The 22,541-nt window shown below is 69.0% G+C and carries 24 protein-coding genes; 10 read left to right on the top strand and 14 right to left on the bottom strand.

The window, feature by feature from the left end; translation table 11 throughout:
* Positions 1–32 precede the first annotated feature (32 nt).
* Positions 33–581, bottom strand: coding sequence for a type 1 glutamine amidotransferase domain-containing protein (locus ACIQK7_RS02350; protein ID WP_403020864.1), 549 nt, complete (start codon positions 579–581; stop codon positions 33–35).
* 201 nt (positions 582–782) lie between these two features.
* On the opposite strand from ACIQK7_RS02350, the gene ACIQK7_RS02345 reads away from it, so the two are divergent.
* From ACIQK7_RS02345 to ACIQK7_RS02335, 3 genes are all read left to right on the top strand, one after another.
* Positions 783–3,290 carry an ATP-dependent Clp protease ATP-binding subunit gene (locus tag ACIQK7_RS02345; RefSeq protein WP_403020861.1) on the top strand — a complete coding sequence of 836 codons (2,508 nt, stop codon included), beginning with the start codon at positions 783–785 and terminating at the stop codon, positions 3,288–3,290.
* Positions 3,291–3,717: 427 nt separating this feature from the next.
* Positions 3,718–4,077, top strand: coding sequence for a hypothetical protein (locus ACIQK7_RS02340; RefSeq protein ID WP_403020858.1), 360 nt, complete (start codon positions 3,718–3,720; stop codon positions 4,075–4,077).
* 95 nt (positions 4,078–4,172) lie between these two features.
* Positions 4,173–4,817 carry a hypothetical protein gene (locus ACIQK7_RS02335; protein WP_403020855.1) on the top strand — a complete coding sequence of 215 codons (645 nt, stop codon included), beginning with the start codon at positions 4,173–4,175 and terminating at the stop codon, positions 4,815–4,817.
* Between the two features lie 58 nt (positions 4,818–4,875).
* Here the strand turns inward: ACIQK7_RS02335 and ACIQK7_RS02330 are convergent, their stop codons facing one another.
* From ACIQK7_RS02330 to ACIQK7_RS02320, 3 genes are read right to left on the bottom strand one after another with little or no spacing between them, the layout of a single operon-like run.
* On the bottom strand, positions 4,876–5,433 hold the full coding sequence (locus ACIQK7_RS02330; RefSeq protein ID WP_403020852.1) for a TetR-like C-terminal domain-containing protein: 558 nt from the start codon (positions 5,431–5,433) through the stop codon (positions 4,876–4,878).
* Positions 5,426–6,244: an alpha/beta fold hydrolase gene (locus ACIQK7_RS02325; RefSeq protein WP_403020849.1), complete on the bottom strand. Its 819-nt coding sequence runs from the start codon at positions 6,242–6,244 to the stop codon at positions 5,426–5,428. The genes ACIQK7_RS02330 and ACIQK7_RS02325 overlap by 8 nt, the downstream gene beginning before the upstream one ends.
* Before the next feature lie 50 nt (positions 6,245–6,294).
* A complete protein-coding gene (locus tag ACIQK7_RS02320) occupies positions 6,295–9,003 on the bottom strand; it encodes a DEAD/DEAH box helicase (RefSeq protein ID WP_403020847.1) in 2,709 nt (902 codons plus the stop codon).
* An 87-nt stretch (positions 9,004–9,090) separates the two neighbouring features.
* Here ACIQK7_RS02320 and ACIQK7_RS02315 point away from each other — a divergent pair, with 87 nt between their 5' ends.
* On the top strand, positions 9,091–9,378 hold the full coding sequence (locus ACIQK7_RS02315) for a hypothetical protein (protein WP_325209323.1): 288 nt from the start codon (positions 9,091–9,093) through the stop codon (positions 9,376–9,378).
* 17 nt (positions 9,379–9,395) lie between these two features.
* Here ACIQK7_RS02315 and ACIQK7_RS02310 read toward each other — a convergent pair whose 3' ends face one another.
* Both ACIQK7_RS02310 and ACIQK7_RS02305 read right to left on the bottom strand, forming a co-directional pair.
* The gene (locus ACIQK7_RS02310; protein ID WP_325209322.1) at positions 9,396–9,758 is read right to left on the bottom strand and encodes a hypothetical protein; all 363 of its coding nucleotides are present in this window, start codon (positions 9,756–9,758) and stop codon (positions 9,396–9,398) included.
* Positions 9,759–9,760: 2 nt separating this feature from the next.
* On the bottom strand, positions 9,761–10,126 hold the full coding sequence (locus ACIQK7_RS02305) for a VOC family protein (RefSeq protein WP_403020843.1): 366 nt from the start codon (positions 10,124–10,126) through the stop codon (positions 9,761–9,763).
* A 54-nt stretch (positions 10,127–10,180) separates the two neighbouring features.
* Between ACIQK7_RS02305 and ACIQK7_RS02300 the strand changes: the two genes are divergently transcribed.
* Positions 10,181–10,564 carry a hypothetical protein gene (locus tag ACIQK7_RS02300; protein WP_403020842.1) on the top strand — a complete coding sequence of 128 codons (384 nt, stop codon included), beginning with the start codon at positions 10,181–10,183 and terminating at the stop codon, positions 10,562–10,564.
* Here the strand turns inward: ACIQK7_RS02300 and ACIQK7_RS02295 are convergent.
* Together ACIQK7_RS02295 and ACIQK7_RS02290 are read right to left on the bottom strand one after the other, a co-directional pair.
* A complete protein-coding gene (locus ACIQK7_RS02295) occupies positions 10,541–11,920 on the bottom strand; it encodes an APC family permease (protein WP_403020840.1) in 1,380 nt (459 codons plus the stop codon). The two genes, ACIQK7_RS02300 and ACIQK7_RS02295, sit on opposite strands and share 24 nt — an antisense overlap.
* A 71-nt stretch (positions 11,921–11,991) precedes the next feature.
* Entirely contained in the window at positions 11,992–12,702 is a 711-nt protein-coding gene (locus tag ACIQK7_RS02290; protein ID WP_403020837.1) for an RNase H family protein, read from the bottom strand.
* Between the two features lie 72 nt (positions 12,703–12,774).
* Here ACIQK7_RS02290 and ACIQK7_RS02285 point away from each other — a divergent pair, with 72 nt between their 5' ends.
* A complete protein-coding gene (locus ACIQK7_RS02285; RefSeq protein ID WP_403020835.1) occupies positions 12,775–13,056 on the top strand; it encodes an ArsR/SmtB family transcription factor in 282 nt (93 codons plus the stop codon).
* Positions 13,053–13,442, top strand: a complete 390-nt coding sequence (locus tag ACIQK7_RS02280; RefSeq protein ID WP_403020832.1) for a VOC family protein — start codon at positions 13,053–13,055, stop codon at positions 13,440–13,442. Before ACIQK7_RS02285 ends, ACIQK7_RS02280 begins: the two co-directional genes overlap by 4 nt.
* 8 nt (positions 13,443–13,450) lie before the next feature.
* Here the strand turns inward: ACIQK7_RS02280 and ACIQK7_RS02275 are convergent, their stop codons facing one another.
* On the bottom strand, positions 13,451–14,041 hold the full coding sequence (locus tag ACIQK7_RS02275; protein WP_403020830.1) for an NADPH-dependent FMN reductase: 591 nt from the start codon (positions 14,039–14,041) through the stop codon (positions 13,451–13,453).
* Between the two features lie 184 nt (positions 14,042–14,225).
* Here ACIQK7_RS02275 and ACIQK7_RS02270 point away from each other — a divergent pair, with 184 nt between their 5' ends.
* From ACIQK7_RS02270 to ACIQK7_RS02260, 3 genes are all read left to right on the top strand, one after another.
* Positions 14,226–14,681: an RNA polymerase sigma factor gene (locus ACIQK7_RS02270; protein ID WP_403020828.1), complete on the top strand. Its 456-nt coding sequence runs from the start codon at positions 14,226–14,228 to the stop codon at positions 14,679–14,681.
* A gap of 76 nt (positions 14,682–14,757) precedes the next feature.
* Complete coding sequence (locus ACIQK7_RS02265; RefSeq protein ID WP_403020826.1) at positions 14,758–15,375, top strand: methylated-DNA--[protein]-cysteine S-methyltransferase; 618 nt, start codon at positions 14,758–14,760, stop codon at positions 15,373–15,375.
* An 86-nt stretch (positions 15,376–15,461) separates the two neighbouring features.
* Entirely contained in the window at positions 15,462–16,097 is a 636-nt protein-coding gene (locus ACIQK7_RS02260; protein ID WP_403023943.1) for a DNA-3-methyladenine glycosylase I, read from the top strand.
* 277 nt (positions 16,098–16,374) lie between these two features.
* On the opposite strand, the gene ACIQK7_RS02255 is transcribed toward ACIQK7_RS02260, so the two are convergent.
* The 5 genes from ACIQK7_RS02255 to ACIQK7_RS02235 form a co-directional block, all read right to left on the bottom strand.
* Positions 16,375–16,878, bottom strand: a complete 504-nt coding sequence (locus ACIQK7_RS02255) for a DUF805 domain-containing protein (protein ID WP_403020824.1) — start codon at positions 16,876–16,878, stop codon at positions 16,375–16,377.
* Between the two features lie 24 nt (positions 16,879–16,902).
* Positions 16,903–18,336, bottom strand: a complete 1,434-nt coding sequence (locus ACIQK7_RS02250) for a phytoene desaturase family protein (protein WP_403020821.1) — start codon at positions 18,334–18,336, stop codon at positions 16,903–16,905.
* Positions 18,329–20,206 (bottom strand): lipase maturation factor family protein, encoded by a 1,878-nt coding sequence (locus tag ACIQK7_RS02245; protein WP_403020820.1) that lies wholly within the window; start codon positions 20,204–20,206, stop codon positions 18,329–18,331. The genes ACIQK7_RS02250 and ACIQK7_RS02245 overlap by 8 nt, the downstream gene beginning before the upstream one ends.
* Before the next feature lie 63 nt (positions 20,207–20,269).
* The gene (locus ACIQK7_RS02240) at positions 20,270–21,598 is read right to left on the bottom strand and encodes an MFS transporter (protein WP_403020818.1); all 1,329 of its coding nucleotides are present in this window, start codon (positions 21,596–21,598) and stop codon (positions 20,270–20,272) included.
* 9 nt (positions 21,599–21,607) lie between these two features.
* A complete protein-coding gene (locus ACIQK7_RS02235) occupies positions 21,608–22,483 on the bottom strand; it encodes a DUF4349 domain-containing protein (protein ID WP_403020816.1) in 876 nt (291 codons plus the stop codon).
* Positions 22,484–22,541: the final 58 nt, after the last annotated feature.

Raw genomic sequence — 22,541 nt, 5'->3', positions numbered from 1 at the left:
AACCCGCGGGGGCATTCGTGAACAATCCTGGCCTACGCGGTCTGGCCCTCGTGCTTGCCCTCCGCGAACTCCTCCACGATCTTCGAGTTGAAGGCCGGCAGATCATCGGGGGTGCGGCTCGACACGAGGCCCGCATCCACGACGACCTCCTCGTCGACCCACTCGGCGCCCGCATTCCGCAGGTCCGTCTTGAGGCTCGCATAGGAGGTGAGCTTGCGGCCCTTCAGTACGTCGGCGTCGGCGAGGATCCAGCCACCGTGGCAGATCGCGCCGACAGGCTTGTGCTGCGCGAAAATCTCGCGCACGAACGACACGGCCGCGTCATCCATGCGGATGGTGTCGCCATTCACGACCCCGCCGGGCAGAACCAGTCCGTGGAAGTCGGCGGCAGAAGCATCCGATGTCGACATGTCGACCGCCTGCTTGTGGCCGTTCTTGCCCTCGATCGAGCCGGATTCGGGGGAGATCATCACGGGGGTTCCGCCCGCCTCGCTCACGGCCTTCCACGGTTCGGTGAGCTCCGAGTCCTCAAAGCCGTTCGTCGCAACGAATGCGATCTTCTTGCCGGTCAGGTCAGCCATGTGGGCTCCTCCTTCGATCAGTCCTCCGGTGCACCGGGTGGGCGCGCCGCCGTACGCGCACACCGTACGGCCGCTCGTCGCCGAGTTGTGCCGAGTCTCACGAACCTCGGAGAAAAGTCGTCGGGAGGCGGAATTTTTCCTCTCCCGCGTCGTTGAATAAACTTGAGTCGAAGGCACTCAACTTCAAGCCAGGAGGACACATTGCCTACATTCTTCGGACCCGTCGGCGGCGACGCATTCAATGAATTCCTCGCCCAGTTCCTGCAGGGCCAGCGCGCCGCCAGCCGCCCCATTGACATCACGCGCTTCCTCAGCCGGCGCACGACCGAGCTCATGGGTCGCGCCGCCCGCTTCGCCCGCGAGCACGGCCACAGCGAGGTCGACTCGCTCCACATCCTGCGTGCGCTGCTCGACGAAACCAGCATCCACGAGGCGTTCCGCGCCGTGCGCGCCGACCGCAAGCAGATCGCGAAGTCGCTCGAGCAGCGACTGCCCGCAGAGGGCGAACAGACGACGGATGCCCCGTCCCTCACGGGTGCCGCACAGCGCGCGCTCCTCGACGCCTACCAGGCCGCCCGCGCCTTCGGCTCCACCTACATCGACCCCGAGCACCTCTTCTGGGTGTTCGTCGCCAACCAGGATGCGCCCGCCGGCCAGGTGCTCGGGCAACACGGCGTCACGCCGCAAGCGCTGCAGGCGACGGCGGCGGATGGCGCGGTTTCGACAGGCTCAACCCGCGAGGGCGGCTCAACCCGCGAGGGCGGTTCGACCCGCGAGGGCACCGAGACGCCCACCCTCGACGAGTACTCGATTGACCTCACGGCCCGCGCCCGCGAGGGTGCCCTCGACCCGGTCATCGGCCGCGGCGAGGAGATCGAGCAGACCATCGAGATCCTCTCCCGTCGCACCAAGAACAACCCCGTGCTGATCGGTGAGGCGGGCGTGGGCAAGACGGCGATCGTCGACGGCCTTGCCCAGGCGATCGTCGACGGGGCCGTGCCCGAGCAGCTGCGTAACAAGCGAGTCGTGAGCCTCGACCTCCCCGGCATGCTCAGCGGCACCCGCTACCGCGGCGACTTCGAGGAGCGCCTCACGAACGTCATGGACGAGCTCAGCGCGAACCCCGACCTGATCGTCTTCATCGACGAACTGCACACGGTCGTGGGCGCGGGCGGTAGCGGTGAGGCGGGCGGCATGGACGCCGGCAACATCCTCAAGCCCCGCCTCGCCCGCGGCGAGCTGCACCTGATCGGCGCGACCACCCTCAAGGAGTATCGCCGCATCGAGAAGGACCCGGCGCTCGAACGCCGCTTCCAGCCCGTGCACGTGGGCGAGCCGAGCGTCGACGACGCCGAGCAGATCCTGTTGGGCTTGCGCGAGCGCTACGAGCAGCACCACGGCCTGCGCTACACCGACCAGGCCATCCGGGCCGCCGTCGAGCTGTCGCACCGCTACGTGACCGACCGGTTCCTGCCCGACAAGGCGATCGACCTGATCGACCAGGCGGGGGCACGGATGCGACTGCGCTCGGGCGTCGTCGCGGCGCCCGAGCAGACCCTCGCCGAACTTGAGGAGGCCAAGAACCAGGCCGTCGCCGAGGAACGCTACGAGGATGCATCCGCTCTCCGTGACCGCATCGAGAAGCTCAAGGCGGCCCCCGCCAGCGAAAATGCAGGGCTCGAGGTGACCGAGCGCGAGATCGCGGAGGTCATCTCGCGCGCGACCGGCATCCCCGCCGCGCGCCTCACCGAGGATGACCGCAGCCGCCTCGCCCGGCTCGAGGACGAACTCCACGAGCGCGTCATCGGACAGGACGACGCCGTCACGGCGATCGCCAAGTCGATCCGCCGCAGCCGCACCGGCCTCGGCGACCCGAACCGGCCCGTCGGCAGCTTCCTCTTCCTCGGCCCCACGGGTGTCGGCAAGACCGAACTCGCCAAGTCGCTGGCCAAGTCGCTCTTCGGCGACGAGAAGCGGATGCTGCGCTACGACATGAGCGAGTTCGGTGAGCGCCACACGGTTTCCCGCCTCGTCGGTGCCCCTCCTGGCTACGTCGGCTACGACGAGGCGGGCCAGCTCACCGAGCAGGTGCGCCGCAACCCCTACTCGGTCGTGCTGCTCGACGAGATCGAGAAGGCCCACCCCGACGTCTTCAACCTGCTGCTGCAGGTGCTCGACGACGGGCGGCTGACCGATGGGCAGGGCCGCACGGTCGACTTCCGCAACACGGTCATCATCATGACCTCGAACCTCGGCAGCGAGTTCCTCGCCTCCCGCACCGGAACGATCGGCTTCGCGGCGCCGGGGGAGCAGGCGACGGATGTCAGGGCTCGCGTCATGGGCAAGGTGCGCGAGGCGATGCGCCCCGAGTTCATCAACCGCATCGACGAGATCGTGCTCTTCCAGAAGCTCGACCGCGAGCAGCTGCGCGACATCGTGCGACTGCAGCTTGCGCGGTCGACGGAGCGGCTCGCGGCGCAGGGCATATCCCTGGTGGTCTCGGATGAGGCGGTCGACTGGATCGCGGATGCCGGCTACGAGCCCGAATACGGAGCCCGGCCGCTGCGCCGCGTCATCCAGCGCGAACTCGACGACCGCGTCGCCGAGCTGCTCGTGACGGGTGCGCTTGCCGAGGGTGACCGGGCGCGGGTGAGCGTCGCGGATGGCATCCTTTCGGTGAGCGGAGAGCGCGCGCTCGCGGCGGCATAGCTCGGCCCGACCCGCCCGCTGAGGGCAGAGAAACGGCCCTTCCCGACCGTCGGGAAGGGCCGTTTCTCGTCACTCGACGAGGCCCTCCGAACGTCGGTGGCTGCCCGTAGCCTCGAGGCCTGAAGATCGGAGCCCCAATGCCCGCGGTGAGGAATTTCCAGCGAATGCTTGCGTTGCAGCCAGCGCATCCGCTAACGTTTCCGGGCCGCGAAATTGACGTTCTGACACGCGTTCGCGACAAGCTCCGCACAATCAACCGAATCGCGACGCCGGCCGTTCCCCAAGGCCGCACAAGAAGAGAGAAAGGAGGGGATGACATTGATTACCGAAGCGAAGATCTGTGCCCCAGTCCCCTCCCACACCACTCCTTCCCACTAGACGCGCGCCTCATCCGGCGTGCGACGCCAGATTCGATGAGGTACACAGATTGTCTAGTCAGCACGAGCTCCCCCTCCAGGGCTGGAGCAAAGAACAACTCCCTCCGTTCAGCATCCCCGCGCGGGTACTCCGCGTAGACGGTGCCGCACTGCGGGTGGTCACAAGCGATGGTGCCCGCACCATCCGCAACCGCACGGGTCGCACGATCCCGGTGGGCGCATGGCTGGCGCTCGATGCCGGTTATCCGCACATCATCCGGGCGGCGCTCCCGCCGCGGGACGATCGCTACGAGATCGCCCTCGATGCGGAGCTCGCTCAGGTCCGCGCCGAGGTCGAACGACTCCAGGGCGAACTCAACCAGGTGCGCACTCTCGTCGCGCGCCTTGTGGAGCCAGCCCCGGTGGTCTGACCCCGGTAGCGGACTCGACGGCCACCAACGTCGGCGGCGCCAGCACTGCTGCAGTGCTGGCGCCGCAGGCATCCGTCGCGCCAGAATGGTGCACCGTGACCCCGAAACGATTCCTCATCCTTGCAGCCGTCCCGCTGGTCCTCGCCCTCACCGCCTGCGGCGCCTCCACTCCAGAGGAAGTCATTGCCGCGGTGGAACAGCGTGTTGACGACAGCCAGCAAGCAGGCTCCGCTGCAAGCGCCGAGATGCTCAGCTATGACGAGCTGCCCGACTGCGCCGAGGTGGCCTCCAGTGCGGGAGACCTGATCGGTGACTTCGTCCCGTCCCCGGACGGTCACGAGGGGGTCAACGAACAGCCACTCGCGATTGATCTCTCGTGCGTCTGGCTCACCCCGCAGACGGTCGACCAAGACCTGTCTGGCCTCGCCAAATTCGGCGGCATCAGCATCGGTGTCACGATCGAGAAGAACCCCTCCAGTCGCGCCGACAATGAGGCAGCCGGCCTGGTACACGAGTACGCTCCCGCGGACGATATCGGCGCCTACGTCCTCTCCCTCAATCCGGAGTTTGACCCGGCCGACGAGCTCTCCGCCATCGGCGTGATCGTCAACAAGGGCAATGTGAGCATCATCGTCAGCGCGGTGGGCCTCTACATCGACGCCGGCAACATCGTCGAGTCGCGCACCAACGCCCTCGGCATAGAGACGGCCCTGCGCATCCACGAGGCGATGCGAAGGTAGTGGCCGCACCCGCTCACACGGCAGCTGTTCGCGCGTTCAGTCACGTGCGGGCGCGACGTCACCACGTCGCGAGCGCGGTCACCACACTGTCCGTGAGCTTCTCGAAGCTGCGTTCGAGCTCGCGGGGGAGCGCGAACGCGCCGCCGGTCTCGAGCGCGATGAAACCGTGCAGGGCCGAGCGCAGGAACCGGGTGGCATCCACCGCGTCGTCGCCCTCAAGGTTGTAGCCCCGCAGCACGGCGAAGATGATCTCGACGAGCATCCCCGAGGCGCGCGCGTCATCCTCGTCGCCGGGGGCATCCGCCCGCACGGTGAGGGGATACTGCCCCGGATGCTCGACCGCCCACGCGCGATAGGTCCGCGCCATCGCCCGCACGGCGTCATCGCGCGAGCGGCCCATGGTGGCCCGGCCGAGCACCTCCGCCAACTCCTGCTTGGCACGGAGCATGATGCCGCGCTGCAGGGCGGGCAGCCCGTCGACGTGCTTGTAGAGCGAGGGCGCCCGCACGCCAAGCTGCTCCGCGAGGGCGGCCAGGCTGAGGTTGGCGGGATCAGTGTCGAGGAGCTGCGCGCCCCGCTCGACAACGGTCGTGTAGTCGAGGCCGGCCCTAGCCACGCGCGCTCACCCCACGCGCGAACTCGACGATCGCCGCCGCGGTCATCTGCGGCTGCTGCGCCTGTGGGTAGTGCCCCGCGTCCGGCACCATGACCAGTTCGCCGCGCAGGGCATCCGCGACCCACCGTGCCTCGGCGTGCGGGTCTTTGAAGTCGGGGTCCTTCTCACCCATCACAACGAGCGTCGGCGCGGTCACGGCCGGCAGGTTCGCCTCGGCGGGGGCGTGCGAGGTGCGGGTCGTCTTGCTGAAAGCGCGCGCATAGTCCCGCCGCCGCACGCTCGCGATTGCGCGCTCGCGATACTCCTCGAAGTCGGCGGGCTTCGCGCCCGCGTAGAGCGTCGGCATGTAGCCCTTCCACACGGCAGCGACCCAGAGTGGCGCCGTCAGCATCCGGAAGGCGATCCTCGAAACGGCACCGCCCGTGTCGCGCACGAAGGGGCCGACGAGCACGAGACCGCTAACGAGTTCCGGATGCTCGGCCGCGACGATCACGGCCGAGCCCGCCGCCATCGAGTTGCCGACGACGATCGCGGGTCGCCCGAGTTCGCGCAGGAGTGCCGTGATGTCGTCGGCGGTCGCCTCGTCGCCGTAACTCTCAAAGCCGGTGTCGGAGTCGCCGTGCCCTCGCAGGTCGGTCGTCGCGACCGTGAAGCCCGCCGCGACGAGAGCGGGCACGATGTGCCGGTAGTTCGAGCGTAGCTCGCCCATACCGGGCACGAGCAGAAGGAGTGGCCCCTCGCCCTGCACGTCGTAGGCGATGGCGCCCTGTGGGGCCCGTACCAGCTTCTGGGTCGAGGTCGTTGTCGTCATGTCGCCTACGATACATAGCTAATTAGCTATGCACAATAGCTTTCATGCAATTACTCGACGAGCCAGCGGATGTCCTCTGCCGTGAGCTTCTCCGAGAACACGCCGTCCGCATCCATCACCGAGGAAAACAGTTCGGCTTTTCGCCGGGAGAGCGCGAGCACCTTCTCCTCGATCGTGTCGGCCGCGATCATCCGGTAGACCATGACGTTGCGCTGCTGCCCGATGCGGTGGGCGCGGTCGATCGCCTGGTTCTCGGCGGCCGGGTTCCACCACGGGTCGAGCAGGAACACGTAGTCCGCCTCGGTCAGCGTCAGGCCGAAGCCGCCGGCCTTGAGGCTGATGAGGAACACGGATGCCTCGCCCTCCGTGAAGCCGTCGATCACCTCACGGCGGCGCCGCGTCGACCCGTCCAGGTACGAGTAGCGGATGCCCGCGGCATCCAACCCCGCGGCGACGACCTGCAGGTAGGACGTGAACTGGCTGAAGACGAGTGTGCGGTGCCCCTCGGCGGCGGCCTCCTTGAGCTGTTCGAGCAGCACTTCGAGCTTGCTTGACGGCACGCCCGCGTGGGCCTCGTCGATGAGGGTGGCGTCGAGCGCGAGCATCCGCAGCAGGGTCAGCGAGCGGAAGATGATCATGCGGTTGCGGTCGACATCGTCGATGAGTCCGAAGAGCTTCTGGCGCTCGCGCTGCAGCACCGTGTCGTAGAGGTGCCGGTGTTCGGGCTGCAGCTCGACCGTCACGACCTGCTCCTGCTTCTCGGGCAGGTCGGCCGCGACGAGCGCCTTGGTGCGGCGAAGCATGAGTGGGCGGATGCGGCGGCGCAGGCGCTCGAGGCGCTCGCGCTGCCCGCTCTCGATGGGGCGCACGTATTGCTCCGCGAAGCGCCGGGCTGAGGGGAAGAGCCCGGGCGCGACGATCGCGAAGAGCGCGCGCAGTTCCATGAGGTTGTTCTCCATGGGGGTGCCCGTGATGGCGAGCTTGAATGGGGCGACGATGTCGCGGGCGCAACGGTGCACGAGGGCGGCATGGTTCTTGACGAACTGCGCCTCGTCGAGCACGAGCCCCGCCCAGGTCGCGGCGCGGTAGTTCGCGAAGTCGAGGCGAAACAGCGCATAGGAGGTCACGACGATGTCGGCCGAGGGGTCGAGCTCCGCACCCGTCGTGCCGACCTGCTGCACGCGCAGCATGGGCGCCCAGCGCTCGGCCTCCGCGACCCAGTTCGACACGACTGAGGTGGGGGCGACGACGAGGAAGGGGCGGCGCACGCCCGCGGCGGTGTCCGAAGCCGTCGCGTTGCCGGTGCCTGGGCCCGCACCGTCGCCGGTTCGCGTGCCCGCGGCATCCGTGGCCGTTCGCCGCACATGCTCGACGAGCGCGAGCGTCTGCAGGGTCTTGCCGAGTCCCATGTCGTCGGCGAGCACGCCGCCCAGGCCGTGCGAGTGGAGGAACGCGAGCCAGTCGAGACCCTCCTGCTGGTACGGCCGCAGGGTTACGGCAAGGCCGTGCTCCACCCGCGGGATCTCGGCGGCGTCGAGCAGCCCGCGTGCGGCGGCCCGCCACTCGACCGCCTCATCCGTCTCATCCGCGAGGTCTTCGAAGTCGGCCCAGAGGCTCGCCTGGTAGCGGCTGATGCGGGGCTCGACCTCCCACTCCTCGATGTCCTGCGCCTCAGCGATCAGTTCGCGCAGGCGGTCGAAGACAGGCAGGGTCAGCTTGAGGTGCGTGCCGTCGACGAGCTTGAACTTCTTCTGCCCCTTCGCGAGCGCCTTGAAGAGCGGGCCGAAGGGGATGTCATACTCGCCCACCCGCACGATGATGCCGAGGTCGAACCAGTCCGGCTGGTCCGTCGGCACGGTCTTGATGATGAGCTGGGGCGGTTCGGGGTGCTCCTCGTCGCGCTCGGCGGCCGGGGGAGGCGCGGGTGCAGGCACTGTGACCGTGGCATCCGTGCTCGTGACGCCCACGCGGCGCTGCAGTTCGGGCACGAGCTCCGCGACGACCTGGTCGACGGATGCCGCGGGCACGACGATCGCGTCCTGCTGCAGCAGCGCCCTCCGCTCGGGCGTGAGCGGGCGGTCAAGCGGGGCCAGCTCGAAGCGGGGTGGCGTGAGCTCGAAGCGGTAGAGCCCGTGGTCGGCGATGACGCCGACGGATGCCGCGGCGGTCTGCTCCCCGTCGAACTCCACCCGCGGGGCCAGCGTCAGCCCCTCGGCGTTCGACGATGCGTCGAGCGCGACGCGGGCCTCGCGCCCGAGCAGCACCTCCGCGCCGCGGCTGCCGCCCGTGCTGCCGACGAAGGCGATGCCGAGCCCCGCAGCATCCGCCAACAGGTTCCACAGGAGCGGGCTCTGGTAGTCGTCGAGGTGCAGCCAGTCGCCGTCGCGGCCCGTGTAGACGTCGCGGACGGGCCGGTGCAGGGCGGCGAACTGGGAGAACCACGCGTGGTGCGCTTCGTCGAGGTTGGCTGCGCTCGCCTTGAAGGGAAGGTTGGCCCAGGAGAGTTCGGCGCGGGTCCAGTTGCCGGCCGTGCTGCGAGCGACGGGTCGCACCGCGAGACGCACCTCGCCGATGATCGCGGCATCCGCCGTGACGGTGCGCGCAACGGCGCCGCCCCAACGCCGTACGGCCGGCGGGATGAGCTCGCGCAACTCGAACTGCAGGGCCATCGCCCGGCCGTCGGATGCCTGAGCCTGACCGCCGACGAGCGCCTCAAGCCGACCGCGCCAGGCATCGTCGGGAGGCGTTGGCGAGGGCACCACCCGAGTCTGTCACGAGCATCCGACAGTCGCGGATGACGGCGGCCACTCAGCGTCGACCCCGCGCGCTCCCCGTAGAGTTCGATCATGAAACGCATCGACTACTACGGCCGCTCCTTCACCGTCTCCGACCGATTCGCCGACGGCTTCATCGGCTACGTCAACCACCTGGTCGCGAGCGGCAAGCCCTTCGGTGAGTTCTTCACGGTGCGCTGCTACATCAACAGCACCGACGGCGTGATGGATGTCTCGGTGCAACTGGTCTCGGGCGTCCCCGTACTCGTCTATCCGGCCTCGCCCGAGTTCGACGGCATGCCTGAGCCCGAGGACGAACCGCAGGTGCTCTCGCGCCTCGCCAAGCGCGAATGGGCCTGATTCCCTAGGGTTCCGCGCTAGGGGCGGATCGCATCCGGATGCAGTTCGCGCACCTCCCGCACCTCGACCGCCGAGCCGACCGCCTCGGCCATGCGGGCCGCGATCTCGAGCGCGCGCGACTCATCCGTCACCCGCACGACAATGAAGCGCAGCAGCGGCGTCGCCCCGGCGAGTGACCCGTCGTGGATGCCGCCGTGCCGGTCGACGAGGAGCGCGTCATGCCCGTCCTCTAATACCTCGGAGTAGACGAGTTCGCCGCTCTGCGCCAGCTCGTCATCGAGCTGCACCATGAAGGAGGCGACGCGCTCAGCCCATGTCGACCCGTGCGTGCGCACCTCGGACTCCTCGCCGAAGACCATGAGCATGAACTTCACCTTCATGGTCATTCCTCCTGCACGGCGTCGGTGACGGTGTCCCAGACGCCGAGGAGGTTGCCCTCGCTGTCCTTGAAGTAGGCGTAGCGCCCCATGCCCTCCATCGTCTGGATGGACGAGACCATCTGGCCACCCTTCGCCGTGATGGCGGCCACGGCATCCTCGATGCGGTCGACCGTGATGACAAAGGTCGGGTGCGGAACATCGCTGCCCCGCTGGTGGATGTCGCCGCCGATGCCGCCCTCGGCAGCCTCCACCATGATGTTGCCGTCGCCCCAGTCCTCCATCTTCCAGCCGAAGACCTCGGCATAGAACGACTGCGCCCGCTCGAGGTCATCGGCGGGGATCTCGAAGTGATTCACGATTGCCTTCATGGGGCAAGGGTGCGCCGCCGCAGTCCGGGAGTCAATAGGCGCGAGGATGTGCACATGATCTCGCTCACCGGGTTCGCCGTCGCGGCGCTGCTCCTCCTGCTGGCGGCGCTCGCCGTATTCCAGGTCGCCCTCATCGCGGGTGCTCCTCTCGGGCATTTTGCGTGGGGCGGCCAGCACCGCGTGCTTCCGGCAAAGTTGCGGGTCGGCAGCGTCGTCTCGATCGTGCTCTACGGCATCTTCGTGCTCATCATCCTCGCGAAGGTGGGGGCTGTGTCCCTCGACGAGACGGTGGCGGATGTCGCGATGTGGGTGCTCTTCGCCTACTTCGTGCTCGGCATCCTCATGAACGCCATCTCGCGTTCTAAGCCCGAGCGGTACCTCATGACGCCCGTGTGCGTTGTGCTTGCGGCTGCGTCACTGCTCGTCGCGCTGGGGTGACGCGGGGGTTACGGAGTCCGTTGCATCCGTGCCGTCGCCCTTCTTCGACCACCAGCGGGTCGCGAAGTAGAGGGCCACACCGACCGCGATCAGGATGAGTGCGCGGATCCACACCTCGCCCGACTGCTGCGTCATGAGGCCAATGCAGGAGAGGATCGCGAGCACGGGCACGAAGGTCCAGACCTTGAAGTGTTCGCGCTCGCCCTCGTCGCGGCGCAGCACGAGCACGGCCACGTTGGTGCTGAGGAAGACGAACAGCAGCAGGAGCACGACCGTGTTCGCAAGCGTGGAGAGGTCGCCCGTGAAGGTGAGGCCCATCGCGACGATCGTCGTGACGATGATGGAGACCCAGGGGGTTCCGCGGCGGGGGAGCACCTTGCCGAGCGGGGGCGGCAGCAGGCGCTGCTTCGCCATGCCGTAGGTGAGGCGGCTCGCCATGATCATCGTGAGGAGGCATCCGTTCGCGACCGCGATGAGGGCGATCGCGCTGAAGAGCCACGGCGGGATACCGGCGCCCGTCTCCTCCACGACGGCGAGCAGCGGGCCGGTGGACTCCGCGAGTTCCTCCGGCGCGAGGGTGACGGTGGATGCCGCGGCGACGAGCATGTAGAGCACCCCCGCGGTGAGGAGCGAGGCGAAGAGGGTGCGGGGGTACACGCGGGCGGGGTTGCGGATCTCCTCCACAATGTTTGCCGAGGTCTCGAAGCCCACATAGGAGTAGTAGGCGAGCAGCACGCCCGCCATGATCGCCAATGCTGGGGTCGTGTCGGGGTTGAACTCGGTGAGACGGCTGAAGTCGCCGTTGCCGCCGCCCACGAAGACGCCGACCGCGATGAGCACGATCAGCAGGCCTGTCAGCTCGATGGCCGTCATGACGAAGTTCGCCTGCATCGACTCCTTGATGCCGCGCAGGTTGATGAGCGCGACGAGCACAAGGAAGAGCACGGCGCCGAGGATGGGAGGGATGTCGATGAACGCGCCCAGGTAGTCGCCCGCGAACGCGAGCGCCAGTGCGGCCGCGCTCACGACGCCGGCCGCGAGCATCGAGAAGCCCACGAGGAATGACACGATCGGCGTCTTGAAGGCGCGCTCGGCGAAGACCGCCGAACCGCCCGCGCGCGGGTACTTCGTCACGAGCTCCGCATACGACCCGGCGGTCAGCAGCGCCAGGAGGAGCGCGATGCCGAGCGGCACCCAGATCGCGCCGCCCGTCTCGCCCGCCATGACGCCGACGAGCGCGTAGATGCCGGCGCCCAGCACGTCGCCGAGGATGAACAGGAACAGGAACAGGCCGGAGATGTTGCGCTTGAGCTTCGCGCTGGCCGGTGGCGTCTCGACTCCCGCAGGTGAGGTCATGAGGCAGAAGGTAAGCCCGAACCGCTCCGCCGGCAATGCTTGCGGGCGCCGGAGGCTGGGAGTATGCGGGCCTAGATGAGGCCCCGGAGGAGCTCCTCCGGCGTGACGCCGCGATCGCGGGCCCGGCGGAGCAGGCGCTCGTGCTCGTCCTCGGTCAGCGAGATGGTGAGCGGATGCCACGTGGGTGCGTCGAGCGAGAAGAGGGCGTCGTCCTCCCCCGTGAACCGGTCGTCGATGTCGGCATCCGGCACCTCATCCGTGGGGTCGATCACTGGGCGGGGCTCGCTCACTGCCGGTGTGCCAGTGCTCACCGTGTGGCCCGCCGTGAAGCCGGGGCCGCTCGGCACGGGGGCGCCGCGGCGGTAGGCCTCCGCGACGGCGCGGGCACGGGCATCCGCCGCCTCATTGAGCTCGTGGCCGACGTGGCCCTTGACCCACTCGAAGGTGAAGTCGCGACCCTTGAGTGCCTCGTCGAGCTCCTTGAGCAACTCGACGTTCATGACGGGGGAGCCGTCGGCTTTGCGCCAGCCCTTGCGCTTCCACCCCGGCATCCACTTGGTGACGGAGTTGATGACGTACTGGCTGTCGCACAGCACCAGCAGGTCGTCGTCGACGTGGGCGGTCGCGCGGAAGAGCTCGAGCACGGCCTTCAGCTCGCCCTGGTTGTTGGTGGCGTGCTTCCAGCCGCCGGCGTCCCAGCATCCGTCGTCGACGTACCAGGCCCAGCCGGCGGGGCCGGGGTTTCCGAGTGCTGAACCGTCGGCGGCGGCGATGATCGTCATTCGGCAATCGTAGCTTCGCGCCCCGACACCGGATGCTTGACATGCAAGTGAACGCTTGCCTATGCTGGGCGCGTGAGCGACGTCTACAAGGCCCTGGCCGACGAGACGCGCCGCCTCCTGCTAGACGAACTCATGCAGCGCGATGAGCAGACCCTCTTCGAGCTGTGCACCAAACTCGCCATGCACCACGACCTGACCCCCACCCGGCAGGCGGTGTCGCAGCACCTCGACGTGCTCGAAGCGGCGGGACTCGTGCGCACGGAGCGCCGCGGGCGCTACAAGCTCCACACCATCAACACCGCCCCGCTCGCGCAGATCGCCGAACGGTGGCCCATGCGAAGGACACGCACATGAAGCTCCAGACCGTCAGCATCTTCGTCGACGACCAGCAGCACGCACTCGAGTTCTACACGGGCACGCTCGGCTTCGAGGTCGCCGCCGACATTCCCATGGGTGAGCACCGCTGGCTCACCGTCGTGGAGGCGGGCAAGCCGGACGCGACGCAGATCTCGCTTGAGCCGAAGGCGCATCCGGCCGCCGGTGCCTACGCGGATGCCCTCCTGGAAGACGGCATCCCCTGCTGCGTCATGGCGGTCGACGATGTGCAGGCCGAGTACGACCGGCTCGTCGCCGAGGGCGTGACCTTCACGCAGCCGCCGAGCAACCTGGGCCCCGTCACGGTCGCCGTGCTGGACGACACCTGCGGCAACCTCCTGCAGATCGCCCAGTTCCACGGCTGAGCGGCGGTCTAGGGCTTCGGGATGACCGTCAAGACGCGCGTGATGAACTCGAAGTAGGAGTTCATGTAGCCGGTGAGGAACTCCTTCGTCGACTCATTCGTCACCTCGCCGTCGTCGGTGATGAGGCCGGGCGTGATCTGGATGTAGGCCTCGGGCGAGTTCATCTGTGGCGAGTCACAGAAGCTCAAGACGCTACGGAGGTTCTGCTGTGCGACGGCCGTGCCGATCGCGCCAATCGACGCCCCGATGACCGCGGAGGGCTTGCGCGCGAAGGAGTTCTGCCCCCAGGGCCGGCTCGCCCAGTCGATCGCGTTCTTGAGCGCACCGGGGATGGCCCGGTTGTACTCGGGGGTCACGAAGAGCACGGCGTCGACGGATGCGATGGCCTCCTTCAGCGCGCGACCCTCGGCCGGATAGTCGTTGTCATAGTCGTAGCTGTAGAGCGGCAGGTTCGCGATGGGAATCTCGGTGAACTCGAGCTCCTTGGGGGCGAGTTTGATGAGCGCCTTCGAGAGAGTGCGGTTGATGGATGCGGTCGCGAGGCTTCCCACGAAATAGCCGACCGTGTAGGGCGGTTCGTGGTGGTGGATCTCCGGCATGGCGTGCCTCCTTGGCGTCGTTGGCGTGCGGATGCCCGCCACGCTAGGCCGCGGACCCTCAACATTGGGCGAGAATCAGGCGACTCACTGGTGATGCACCGGTGCTGCTGCGGGCCTCACTCAGCGCGCGTTCACATGCGATCGCCCGGGCGCCGCTGTCGGAGGGCGCTGCCAGACTGGGCGGGTGAAGCATCCGTTCGAGCGCGTCGTGCAGGAGCATGGTGCGACCGTGCTGCGCGTGTGCCGGGCCGTGCTCGGAGTGCAGGACGCGGATGACGCGTGGTCGGAGACCTTCCTCGCCGCGCTGCGCGCCTATCCTTCCCTGCCCGACGGCGCCAACGTCGAGGCGTGGCTCGTCACGATCGCGCACCGCAAGGCGATCGACGTGATCAGGGCGCGCGAGCGTGCTCCGCTGCCGGTCGCGGAGCTTCCCTCCACAGGGCCCGCACCGGCCGCGGATCCAGACCTCTGGGCCCTCGTCGCCACCCTGCCGGATCGGCAGCGGCAGGCTGTCGCCTACCACTTCTTCGCGGGACTCCCGCACTCCGAGGTCGCCGCCATCATCGGCTGCACACCGGATGCCGCACGCCGGGCCTCCTCAGACGGCGTCGCCGCCCTGCGAGCGAAGTGGCAGCCCTGACAATCTCGGCACCCGACCTCACATCCGTGCCCTCCCGCGCGTCTACAGGGAGACGGCATCACGACAAGGAGCTCCCATGACCACGATCTTCGAAGGCGCACCACCCGCGCTGCAGCCCGACCAGCCGGAGGAGGCGGCGGCCCTCTCCCGACTGCACGCACGACTCGAGACGGATGCCGCGGCATCCGACCTCCTCGACGTCGCCTACCGCACGGTCGACACCCCGGTCGGGGCACTGCTCCTCGCCGCGACCCGCGAGGGCCTCGTGCGCCTCGCCTTCGAACGAGAGGACTTCGACACCGTGCTCGAGGCGCTCGCCGCCCGGGTGAGCCCGAGGCTGCTGGCGTCGCCCGCCCGACTGGACGCTGCCGCCCGCCAGGTCGATGAGTACTTCGCGGGCACGCGCCGCACCTTTGATGTGCCGCTCGACTGGCGGCTGACGAAGGGTTTCCGCCGCACCGTGCTCGAACACCTCGCGGGCATCGGCTACGGGGTCACCGAGAGCTACACCCAGGTCGCCGCCGCGACGGGCAGCCCGCGGGCCGTGCGCGCCGTCGGCACCGCCTGCGCGACCAACCCGCTGCCCATCGTCGTGCCGTGCCACCGAGTGCTGCGCTCCGACGGATCCCTCGGCGGTTACCTCGGCGGGCTCGATGCCAAACGCGTGCTGCTCGGGCTGGAGGCGGCAGCGTGAGCGCGGGGACGGAGGGGGCGGCGACGACTGCCGAGGCTGGCGCTGCGCTCGGGGCGGCTGCGCCTGCCCCTGGCGCCGGTGCTGACGTGGGCGCGCCTGTCTCGCCCGCGCTTAGCGCGGCTCCCGAACCGTCGCCCCTCGTCGTAGGCGAAGACGGACTCGCGCGGCCTTTGTGGGCATCCCGTGATCCGCTCATGCGCGAGTACTACGACAGCGAGTGGGGTATGCCCGTGCGCGACGAGCGTGGAGTCTTCGAGCGGCTGAGTCTCGAGGCGTTCCAGTCCGGCCTTTCGTGGGCGACGATCCTGCGCAAGCGCCCTGCCTTCCGTGCGGCATTCCACGACTTCGATCCCGACACGGTCGCGGGCTACGGCGAGCCAGACTTCGATCGGCTCATGGCCGACGCGGGCATCGTGCGCAACCGCCTCAAGATCGCGGCGACCATCCAGAACGCCGCCGCGACGGTCGCGTTGCGCGAGGAGGGCGGTCTCGCCCAGTTCGTCTGGTCGTTCCAGCCGGCTGAAACGCCCAAGCCAGTCACCTTCGCGGATGTCCCCACCACCTCACCCGAATCGGTCGCCCTCTCGAAGGCACTCAAGAAGAAGGGGTTCACCTTCGTCGGCCCAACGACCATGTACGCCCTCATGGAGGCCATCGGCATCGTCGACACGCACCTCCGCGGCAGCCACCGCCGCGGCAGCTCGGGGGTGTGGGCGGAGTAGGTGTCGTGGGGTTCGGGGCCGAGCTGTGGTGATGCGTGGCAACAGCAGCCAGCAGCCGCCTTCGGCAGCCACCTCCGGCAGCCGCCTCCGGCAGCCGCCTCCGGCAGCCGCCTCCGGCAGCCACCTCGGGCTGCAGGTGCGACAGGGCCGCACCGCTGCGTGCGGTGAGTGGCAACGATTTCAGCGCGACACGCCGGCTGGCGTCGAGGACGAGTGGCATGTCGCGGAAAAACGTTGCCGTTCACCGCAGGTCGTTGCGATGCCGGGACAGCCCCCCTCACGCGTCGAAGCGCGCGCCCTCCCACCTGGACCCGCGAAGCATGAGCACCAGCACGACCAGCTGACCTGCCGGGATGAGCGCGAGCAACGCCCAGGCGCCCGACAGGTTGGAGTCGTGGAGGCGGCGAACGGCGACCGTAACCCCGGGAACGAGTGTGAAGAGGATCCACCCCGCGCCGAGGATCGCGAAACCCGCGACCACCGCCGACTCGGAAGGGCCGGTCGCGCTCGCTGTGAAGACGGCAAGGTCGGCGAAGAGTCCCGAACCGAACGGCCCGACTCGCAAGTTCGACTGCGGAGCCGATCCGGCCGCCAGAAGGGGTATGGCGAACAGGCAGACCCCGACGACGAGGAGGTTGACGAGCATCCACCACCAGTACTCACTGCGGCTGGCGCGGCCGCGCAGGAGGAACGCGTTCCCCACGAACCGCGCCATGGCGGTCGGCAGGGACGCGCCGGAAGCGGGCGGGGCATCCGCGAGCACTCCGGTGGCGTAGGTCACAGCCCGATCCTAGGGGAGGAGCCCTCAGTTTCGATAGGGCGCCCGCATGCCGAAGTGATCGCGCAGGGCGAGGTCGGCGGCGTACCAGCCGTTCATCCCGTGGACGGCCGGTCCCGGGGCCGTCGCCGCGGAGCACAGGTACAGGCCGTCGACGGGAGTGCGCCACGGGGTGCGCGAGATCACCGGACGCTTGACGAGCTGCAACAGGTCGAGCGCGCCGGAGAAGATGTCCCCGCCGATGTAGTTGGCGTTGTGCGCCTCGAAGTCGCTCGTCGACATCGTGTTCGAGGCCACGATGAGGTCGCGGAACCCCGGAGCGAAGCGCTCGATCTGCTGAATGACCGACTCCGTGACATCCGCCGTGCTGCCGTTGGGCACGTGCGTGTAGGTCCACAGCACGTGGTGTCCGGCCGGCGCGCGGGAGGGGTCGACGAACGAGGGCTGCACCGCCAAGACATACGGCTTCTCGTGTACCCGCCCCCGCGCGACCTCGCGCTCGGCGGCCACAATCTCCTGACGCGAACCGCCCACATGCACGGTCGGCGAGAGCGCGACCTGCGCGTTGCTCCACGGCACGGGCCCGGAGAGCGCGAAGTCGACCTTCGCCGCCGCCTGCCCGTAGCGGAACCGGCCGATCGCCCGCGCATACTTCGCCGGCAGCTCGGTGAAGCGGGCGAGCATCCGCGGGGTCGTGTCGAGCAGGGTGATCTTCGACGGTTCGAGGTCCTTCGCGGAGGTTACCGTCGTGTTTAGACGGACGCGCCCGCCCATCGCCTCGAAGTCGGCGGCCATGGCATCCGCGATCGCCTGGGAACCCCCGAGCGGCATGGCCCAGCCGCCGGCGTGCGCATGGGCCGCCAGCAGGATGCCCGCGCCGGAGGTCGTGAGCGACGGTTGGGAGTGGTTCGTGTGGGCGGCGACGCCCGTGATCATCGCGCGGGCCGCCTCGCCTGAGAAGCGTCGGTTCCAGCTCGCGGAGGTGCCCTGCTCGAGCGTGCGGAGTCCGTAGAGCACCGCCGCCGGGATTGAGTCGGGCACCCGCAGGAGCTGCGATCCCGTGAAGTCGACGATGCCGTCGATGCGCCCCAGCAGCGGTGAGAAGAAGCGGCGCCACGCTCTGCCGTCGGGGCCGAGGTCCTCGACCGTGCGGTCGAGCGAGTGCCACGCGATGCCGGCCCGGCCCCCGTCGAGCGGATGCGCATACGACGCCTCCGGAATGACGAAGTCGACGCGGCGCTCAAGGCCCCACGCCTGGAAGAAGGGCGACGCCAGCGCCGCCGGGTGCACAGCCGAGCAGACGTCATGCAGGTAGCCGGGGCCCGTCAGCTCGCGCGTCTGCAGGCCGCCGCCCACGACATCCGCCGCCTCGGTCAGCACGACGTCGAGGCCCGCCTTGGCGAGCGTCAGCGCGGCGGCGAGACCGTTGGGCCCGGCCCCCACCACATTCGCATCAACCACGGGCACCATCCTGCCCGGGTTGGCGGGTGCCAGGGTCCGGCTCGCCCGGTTCAGCGCTCGGGTCGGGCTCGCCGGCCGGGTTTTCGACGTCGACGGCGTTCGCCTCGTCGGGGTCGACGTCGGCGTCGCGCGCGGGTGCCTCCGCCGCCGTCGTCGCGTCCGCCGTGGTCGCGTCCGCCGCTGTCGCGCCGCCCGCAGCCGATCCAGCCACCTCGTCTAGATGCCACGCTCGGTTTTCGGCAGGATGCTCGCGCCGCGGTCTAAGCGGCCTGCCGAAAAGTGAGCGCGGAGCATCCGGAGTGGTGTCGGAGCCCGCACCCGGAGTTGTGCCCGAGCGCGCATCCGCACCGGTGCCCAGCGTCGTACCGCCGCCACGCGACGCATGCCCGGGCCCAAGCTGCACGGGCCCCACAAGCTCGTCGATCGGCGCGCGCACCCACCACAGCCCGCGCTCGCGCCGCTCCTCGCGCGTCGCGAACCGGTAGAGGAACACGCGCGCACGCACCCACGAGGGCGGGGCCCCATCGAAGGGGTTGAGCCGCAGCATCCGGAGCACCCCCTTGTCGCCCTCGAGCAGGCGGATGAGCAGCACGCTGAACCACCGCTCCTGTCGGCCGAGCGCCAGGAACCACATGAGCCAGTCGAGGCGCAGATGGTACGGCGCGAACTGCCGCGGCACCCGCGTGGGGTCGCCGGGCTTGCCCTTGAACTCGTATTCCCGCCATCCGCGGTCCGGCGTCGGTGCGCGGGTGCCCTCGATGACGATCTCGTAGCGCTCCTTCGTGACGGTGCCGAACGCGCCGTACGCGTTCACGAGGTGGTAGCGGTTGAAGCTCGCGTTCATGAGCTGGTTGCGTGAGAAGAGGTTCAGCAGCGGGCGCCAGCTCAGCACGACCAGGAACGCGGATGCCACGAGCACGACGATCGCGAACCACGCGTGCTCATCGGCCACACCGAAGGTGCCGGCCTCGCCGCGCCCCGGTAGCACCCACCCGGGCACCCAGGGGTCGAGCGCGGTCGCCGCCTTCACGAGCCACGGGAAGTCGGCGATCGCCGAGAAGGCGAGCACGATGCTGAGCCAGTTGAGCCACGCGAAGTTTCCGGTCAGCACGAGCCAGCCCTGCGTGCCGATGATGATGACGGCGGCCACCGAGGAGGCGATCTGTGCGACCGGATGCGGGATGAGCGCCGCGAAGAGAAACCACGGCACGATGAGCTGCGCGAAGTGGGAGCCGAGCACCTCGGACTTGTGGAACCACGCCGGCATGAGGTGCGCGAAGCGGCTGAGCGGCCCCGGCATGGGCTGCGTCTCGTGGTGGTACATGAGGGCCGTGAGGTCGCGCCACTCCTCGCCGCCGCGCATCTTGATCATGCCCGCCCCGAACTCGAGCCGGAACACGAGCCACCAGCACAGCACGATGATCGGCAGGGGCGGCGGCACCTCGTTCGAGCCGAGGAACGCCACGATGAACCCCGCCTCGAGCAGCAGGCTCTCCCAGCCGAAGCCGTAGAAGGTCTGGCCGACGTTGACGATCGAGAGGTACAGGGTCCACATCAGGAGGAACACGAGCAGGGGAACCCACGGTGGCCCCATCTGCGGCAACCCGACGACGACGGATGCCGCGGCGAGGGCCCCGACGAGGCAGACGAGCCGAAGCATCCGGTCGCTGTAGTGCCAGTGGAAGATGCTCGGCGCCTGTCGGAAGGTCACGCGGCGCAGGAACGCGGGCGTGGGCGAGAGGCCGCGCTCGCCGAGGAGCGCGGGGAACTGGTTGAAGCTCGACAGGAAGGCGACGAGGAACACGGCGGCGACGCCCCGCTGCAACACCTGCCGCGCGAGCTCGTACTCGGGCGCCCACATCCACTCCATGCGGCAGACGGTAGGAGCGGGACACCGTGGGCGCTCTCACCTGGCACCCAGCCGGGGTGCGAGTTACGGCGTCGGCGTGAGCGCGTCGTACGCCCGGAACGACGGCGTCAACCGAAGGCACAGCGCGATGAGCGCGATGATCAGGATGCCGCCGAGCAGCGGCGGGAACCACAGCCCCGCCACGAGGGCAACCGCGCCGACGTAGAAGTCGCCGATGCGGGGTCCGCCGGTGACGACGACGATGAAAATGCCCTGCAGGCGCCCGCGCATGTTGTCGGGCACGGCGGTTTGCAGCATGGTCGAGCGGAAGATGGCGCTGACGTTGTCGGATGCCCCTGTGCCGGCCATCATGATCGACGCCAGCACGAGGGCGGTCAGGTTTGCGCCGGCGATGTCTTCCGTGTCAGCGGCGAAGCCTCCGAGCTGCACGACCGCGATGACGACGCCGAAGCCGACGACGAAGGCGCCGTAGGCCGCGATGGACCAGCCGATCGCGATGCCGTGCCGCCGCACGGTGCCGAGCTTGCCGGAGAGCAGGCTGCACAGCAGGGTGCCGATCGCGCCCGATGCGGTCAGGATGCCGACCGTCACGGCCCCGCCCCCGATGAGCAGCGCCCCGACGGCCGGGAACAGCGCATGCGGTCGGCCGAAGGTCATGGCGATGATGTCGACGATGAACGACATCCGGATGTTCGGCGCCCGCTTGAGGAACGCGAGCCCCTTGCGCACCGATTCGAGGCCGGGCCTGTGCAGTTCGCCCTCGGGGGTGATGGAGGGCAGCGAGATGATGCCGAGGAACGCGGCGCAGAACAGTACGACGTCGAGCGAGTAGGTCCACGCGAAGCCGAAGCTCGCGACGAGCACGCCGGCGATCGCCGGGCCGACCGTGATGGCCGCGCCCATGCTCATGCCCTGCAGGGCGGATGCTGCGGGCAGCAGGTGCCGCGGCAGCAGGCGCGGCGTGATGGCGTTGCGGGTGGCCCCCATGATCGTGGCCGCGACCGAGTTGAGGGTCGTGAGCGCGTAGAGGTGCCAGAGCTGCTGCACGTCGAGCCAGGTGATCGTGGCGAGGGTCGCGATCGCGAGCCACGCGACGACGGCGGCCGTGAGGGCAACGCGCCTGCGGTCGAAGGCGTCGGCGAGCATCCCGCCGTAGAAGCCCGCGAGGATCATCGGCACGAGCGCGATCGTGCCGACCATGGCGACGGCGAAGGTCGACGCTGTCATCGAGTAGACGTGCAGGCCGACGGCGACGACCGTCATCTGGCTGCCGATCGTCGCGATCGCGGTGCCGATCCACAGGCGGGCGAAGGCGGGGCTGTGCTTGAGCGGCGTGAGGTCGATCAGGTGCTCGAGGCGCCGACTCTTCGGGGGTGTTTCAGGCGCAGGCACCCGAAAAGCCTACGCCGTGCGGTCGCCCTCGCCCGTCACGGATGCAGCAGCGCGCTGGCGCCGCCGCCGACGCAGCAGCGCCAGGGTCAGCAGCAGCGCGATCGCGGGCACGATGAGCCACGGCAGGATGACGCCGAGCGCGACGAGCAGGAACGACACGAAGCCCACGAGCGCCTCCCATCCGGCGACGAGTCCCGTCCAGAAGGTGTCGGGTTCGTCGACCGGGGCGTCGGCCTCCGAGCCGAGGTGCACGGTGATGGTCGAGTAGTCGACCTGATCGGCGATCGAGCGGCGCTGGGACTGCAGCGACTCAAGGTCTGACTGCCGTTCCGAGAGCGTCGACTCGATCGTGATGAGGTCGCTCGTCGTGTCGGCGTCGACCATGAGCGCGAGCAGGCGGTCGACGGATGCCTCGAGCGCCGTGATGCGCGCGTCGAGGTCTTTGGCAACCGAGGTGACGTCCTGCCGGTAGGTGCGGGTCTCCTCGACCTCGCCGAGTTCCTCGAGGTCATTGAGGGTGCCGCTGAGCTTGGCCGAGGGGATGCGCACCGTGAGCTCGGCGCGGCCCGGATCGTCGTCGCGCGGCGCGGTCTCCGAGCGGTTGTCGACGTGGCCGCCCGCGCGCTCCACGATGTCGGCGGCCTCGTCAGCCGCGTCGCGCGGGTCCTCGACCGTGAGCCACAGGTCGCCTGTGACGATGACCTGCCTGTCGTCGGCTTGCTCAACAAGTCGGTCCTCCGAGACCTCGGGCATCGCCTCGTTGGGTGCCGCCCCGCCGGAGTCGTAGCTGGCCTCCGAGAACCCGCCTCGGGCATCCGCAGAGCAGCCGGTGAGTGCCGCGAGCGTCAGCAGGATCGTGGCCGGGAGCAGCAGTCGTCGCCTCATGGGCTCAGGCTATGGGTGAGGAGAAGCAGAGCACTACCCAACGTTTGCAACGATTCGG

Origin of the sequence: Salinibacterium sp. GXW1014, assembly GCF_044769865.1 — a bacterium.
GTDB lineage: Bacteria > Actinomycetota > Actinomycetes > Actinomycetales > Microbacteriaceae > Homoserinimonas.
This window is presented reverse-complemented; position numbering and strand designations above follow the sequence as displayed.

Coding starts and splice junctions, on each gene's coding strand:
- ACIQK7_RS02300 (WP_403020842.1), top strand. CDS start 10,181: ATGATCTCGCTCACCGGGTTCGCCGTCGCGGCGCTGCTCCTCCTGCTG.
- ACIQK7_RS02350 (WP_403020864.1), bottom strand. CDS start 581: ATGGCTGACCTGACCGGCAAGAAGATCGCATTCGTTGCGACGAACGGC.
- ACIQK7_RS02290 (WP_403020837.1), bottom strand. CDS start 12,702: ATGACGATCATCGCCGCCGCCGACGGTTCAGCACTCGGAAACCCCGGC.
- ACIQK7_RS02245 (WP_403020820.1), bottom strand. CDS start 20,206: ATGGAGTGGATGTGGGCGCCCGAGTACGAGCTCGCGCGGCAGGTGTTG.
- ACIQK7_RS02280 (WP_403020832.1), top strand. CDS start 13,053: ATGAAGCTCCAGACCGTCAGCATCTTCGTCGACGACCAGCAGCACGCA.
- ACIQK7_RS02265 (WP_403020826.1), top strand. CDS start 14,758: ATGACCACGATCTTCGAAGGCGCACCACCCGCGCTGCAGCCCGACCAG.
- ACIQK7_RS02305 (WP_403020843.1), bottom strand. CDS start 10,126: ATGAAGGCAATCGTGAATCACTTCGAGATCCCCGCCGATGACCTCGAG.
- ACIQK7_RS02310 (WP_325209322.1), bottom strand. CDS start 9,758: ATGAAGGTGAAGTTCATGCTCATGGTCTTCGGCGAGGAGTCCGAGGTG.
- ACIQK7_RS02235 (WP_403020816.1), bottom strand. CDS start 22,483: ATGAGGCGACGACTGCTGCTCCCGGCCACGATCCTGCTGACGCTCGCG.
- ACIQK7_RS02275 (WP_403020830.1), bottom strand. CDS start 14,041: ATGCCGGAGATCCACCACCACGAACCGCCCTACACGGTCGGCTATTTC.
- ACIQK7_RS02295 (WP_403020840.1), bottom strand. CDS start 11,920: ATGACCTCACCTGCGGGAGTCGAGACGCCACCGGCCAGCGCGAAGCTC.
- ACIQK7_RS02325 (WP_403020849.1), bottom strand. CDS start 6,244: ATGACGACAACGACCTCGACCCAGAAGCTGGTACGGGCCCCACAGGGC.
- ACIQK7_RS02315 (WP_325209323.1), top strand. CDS start 9,091: ATGAAACGCATCGACTACTACGGCCGCTCCTTCACCGTCTCCGACCGA.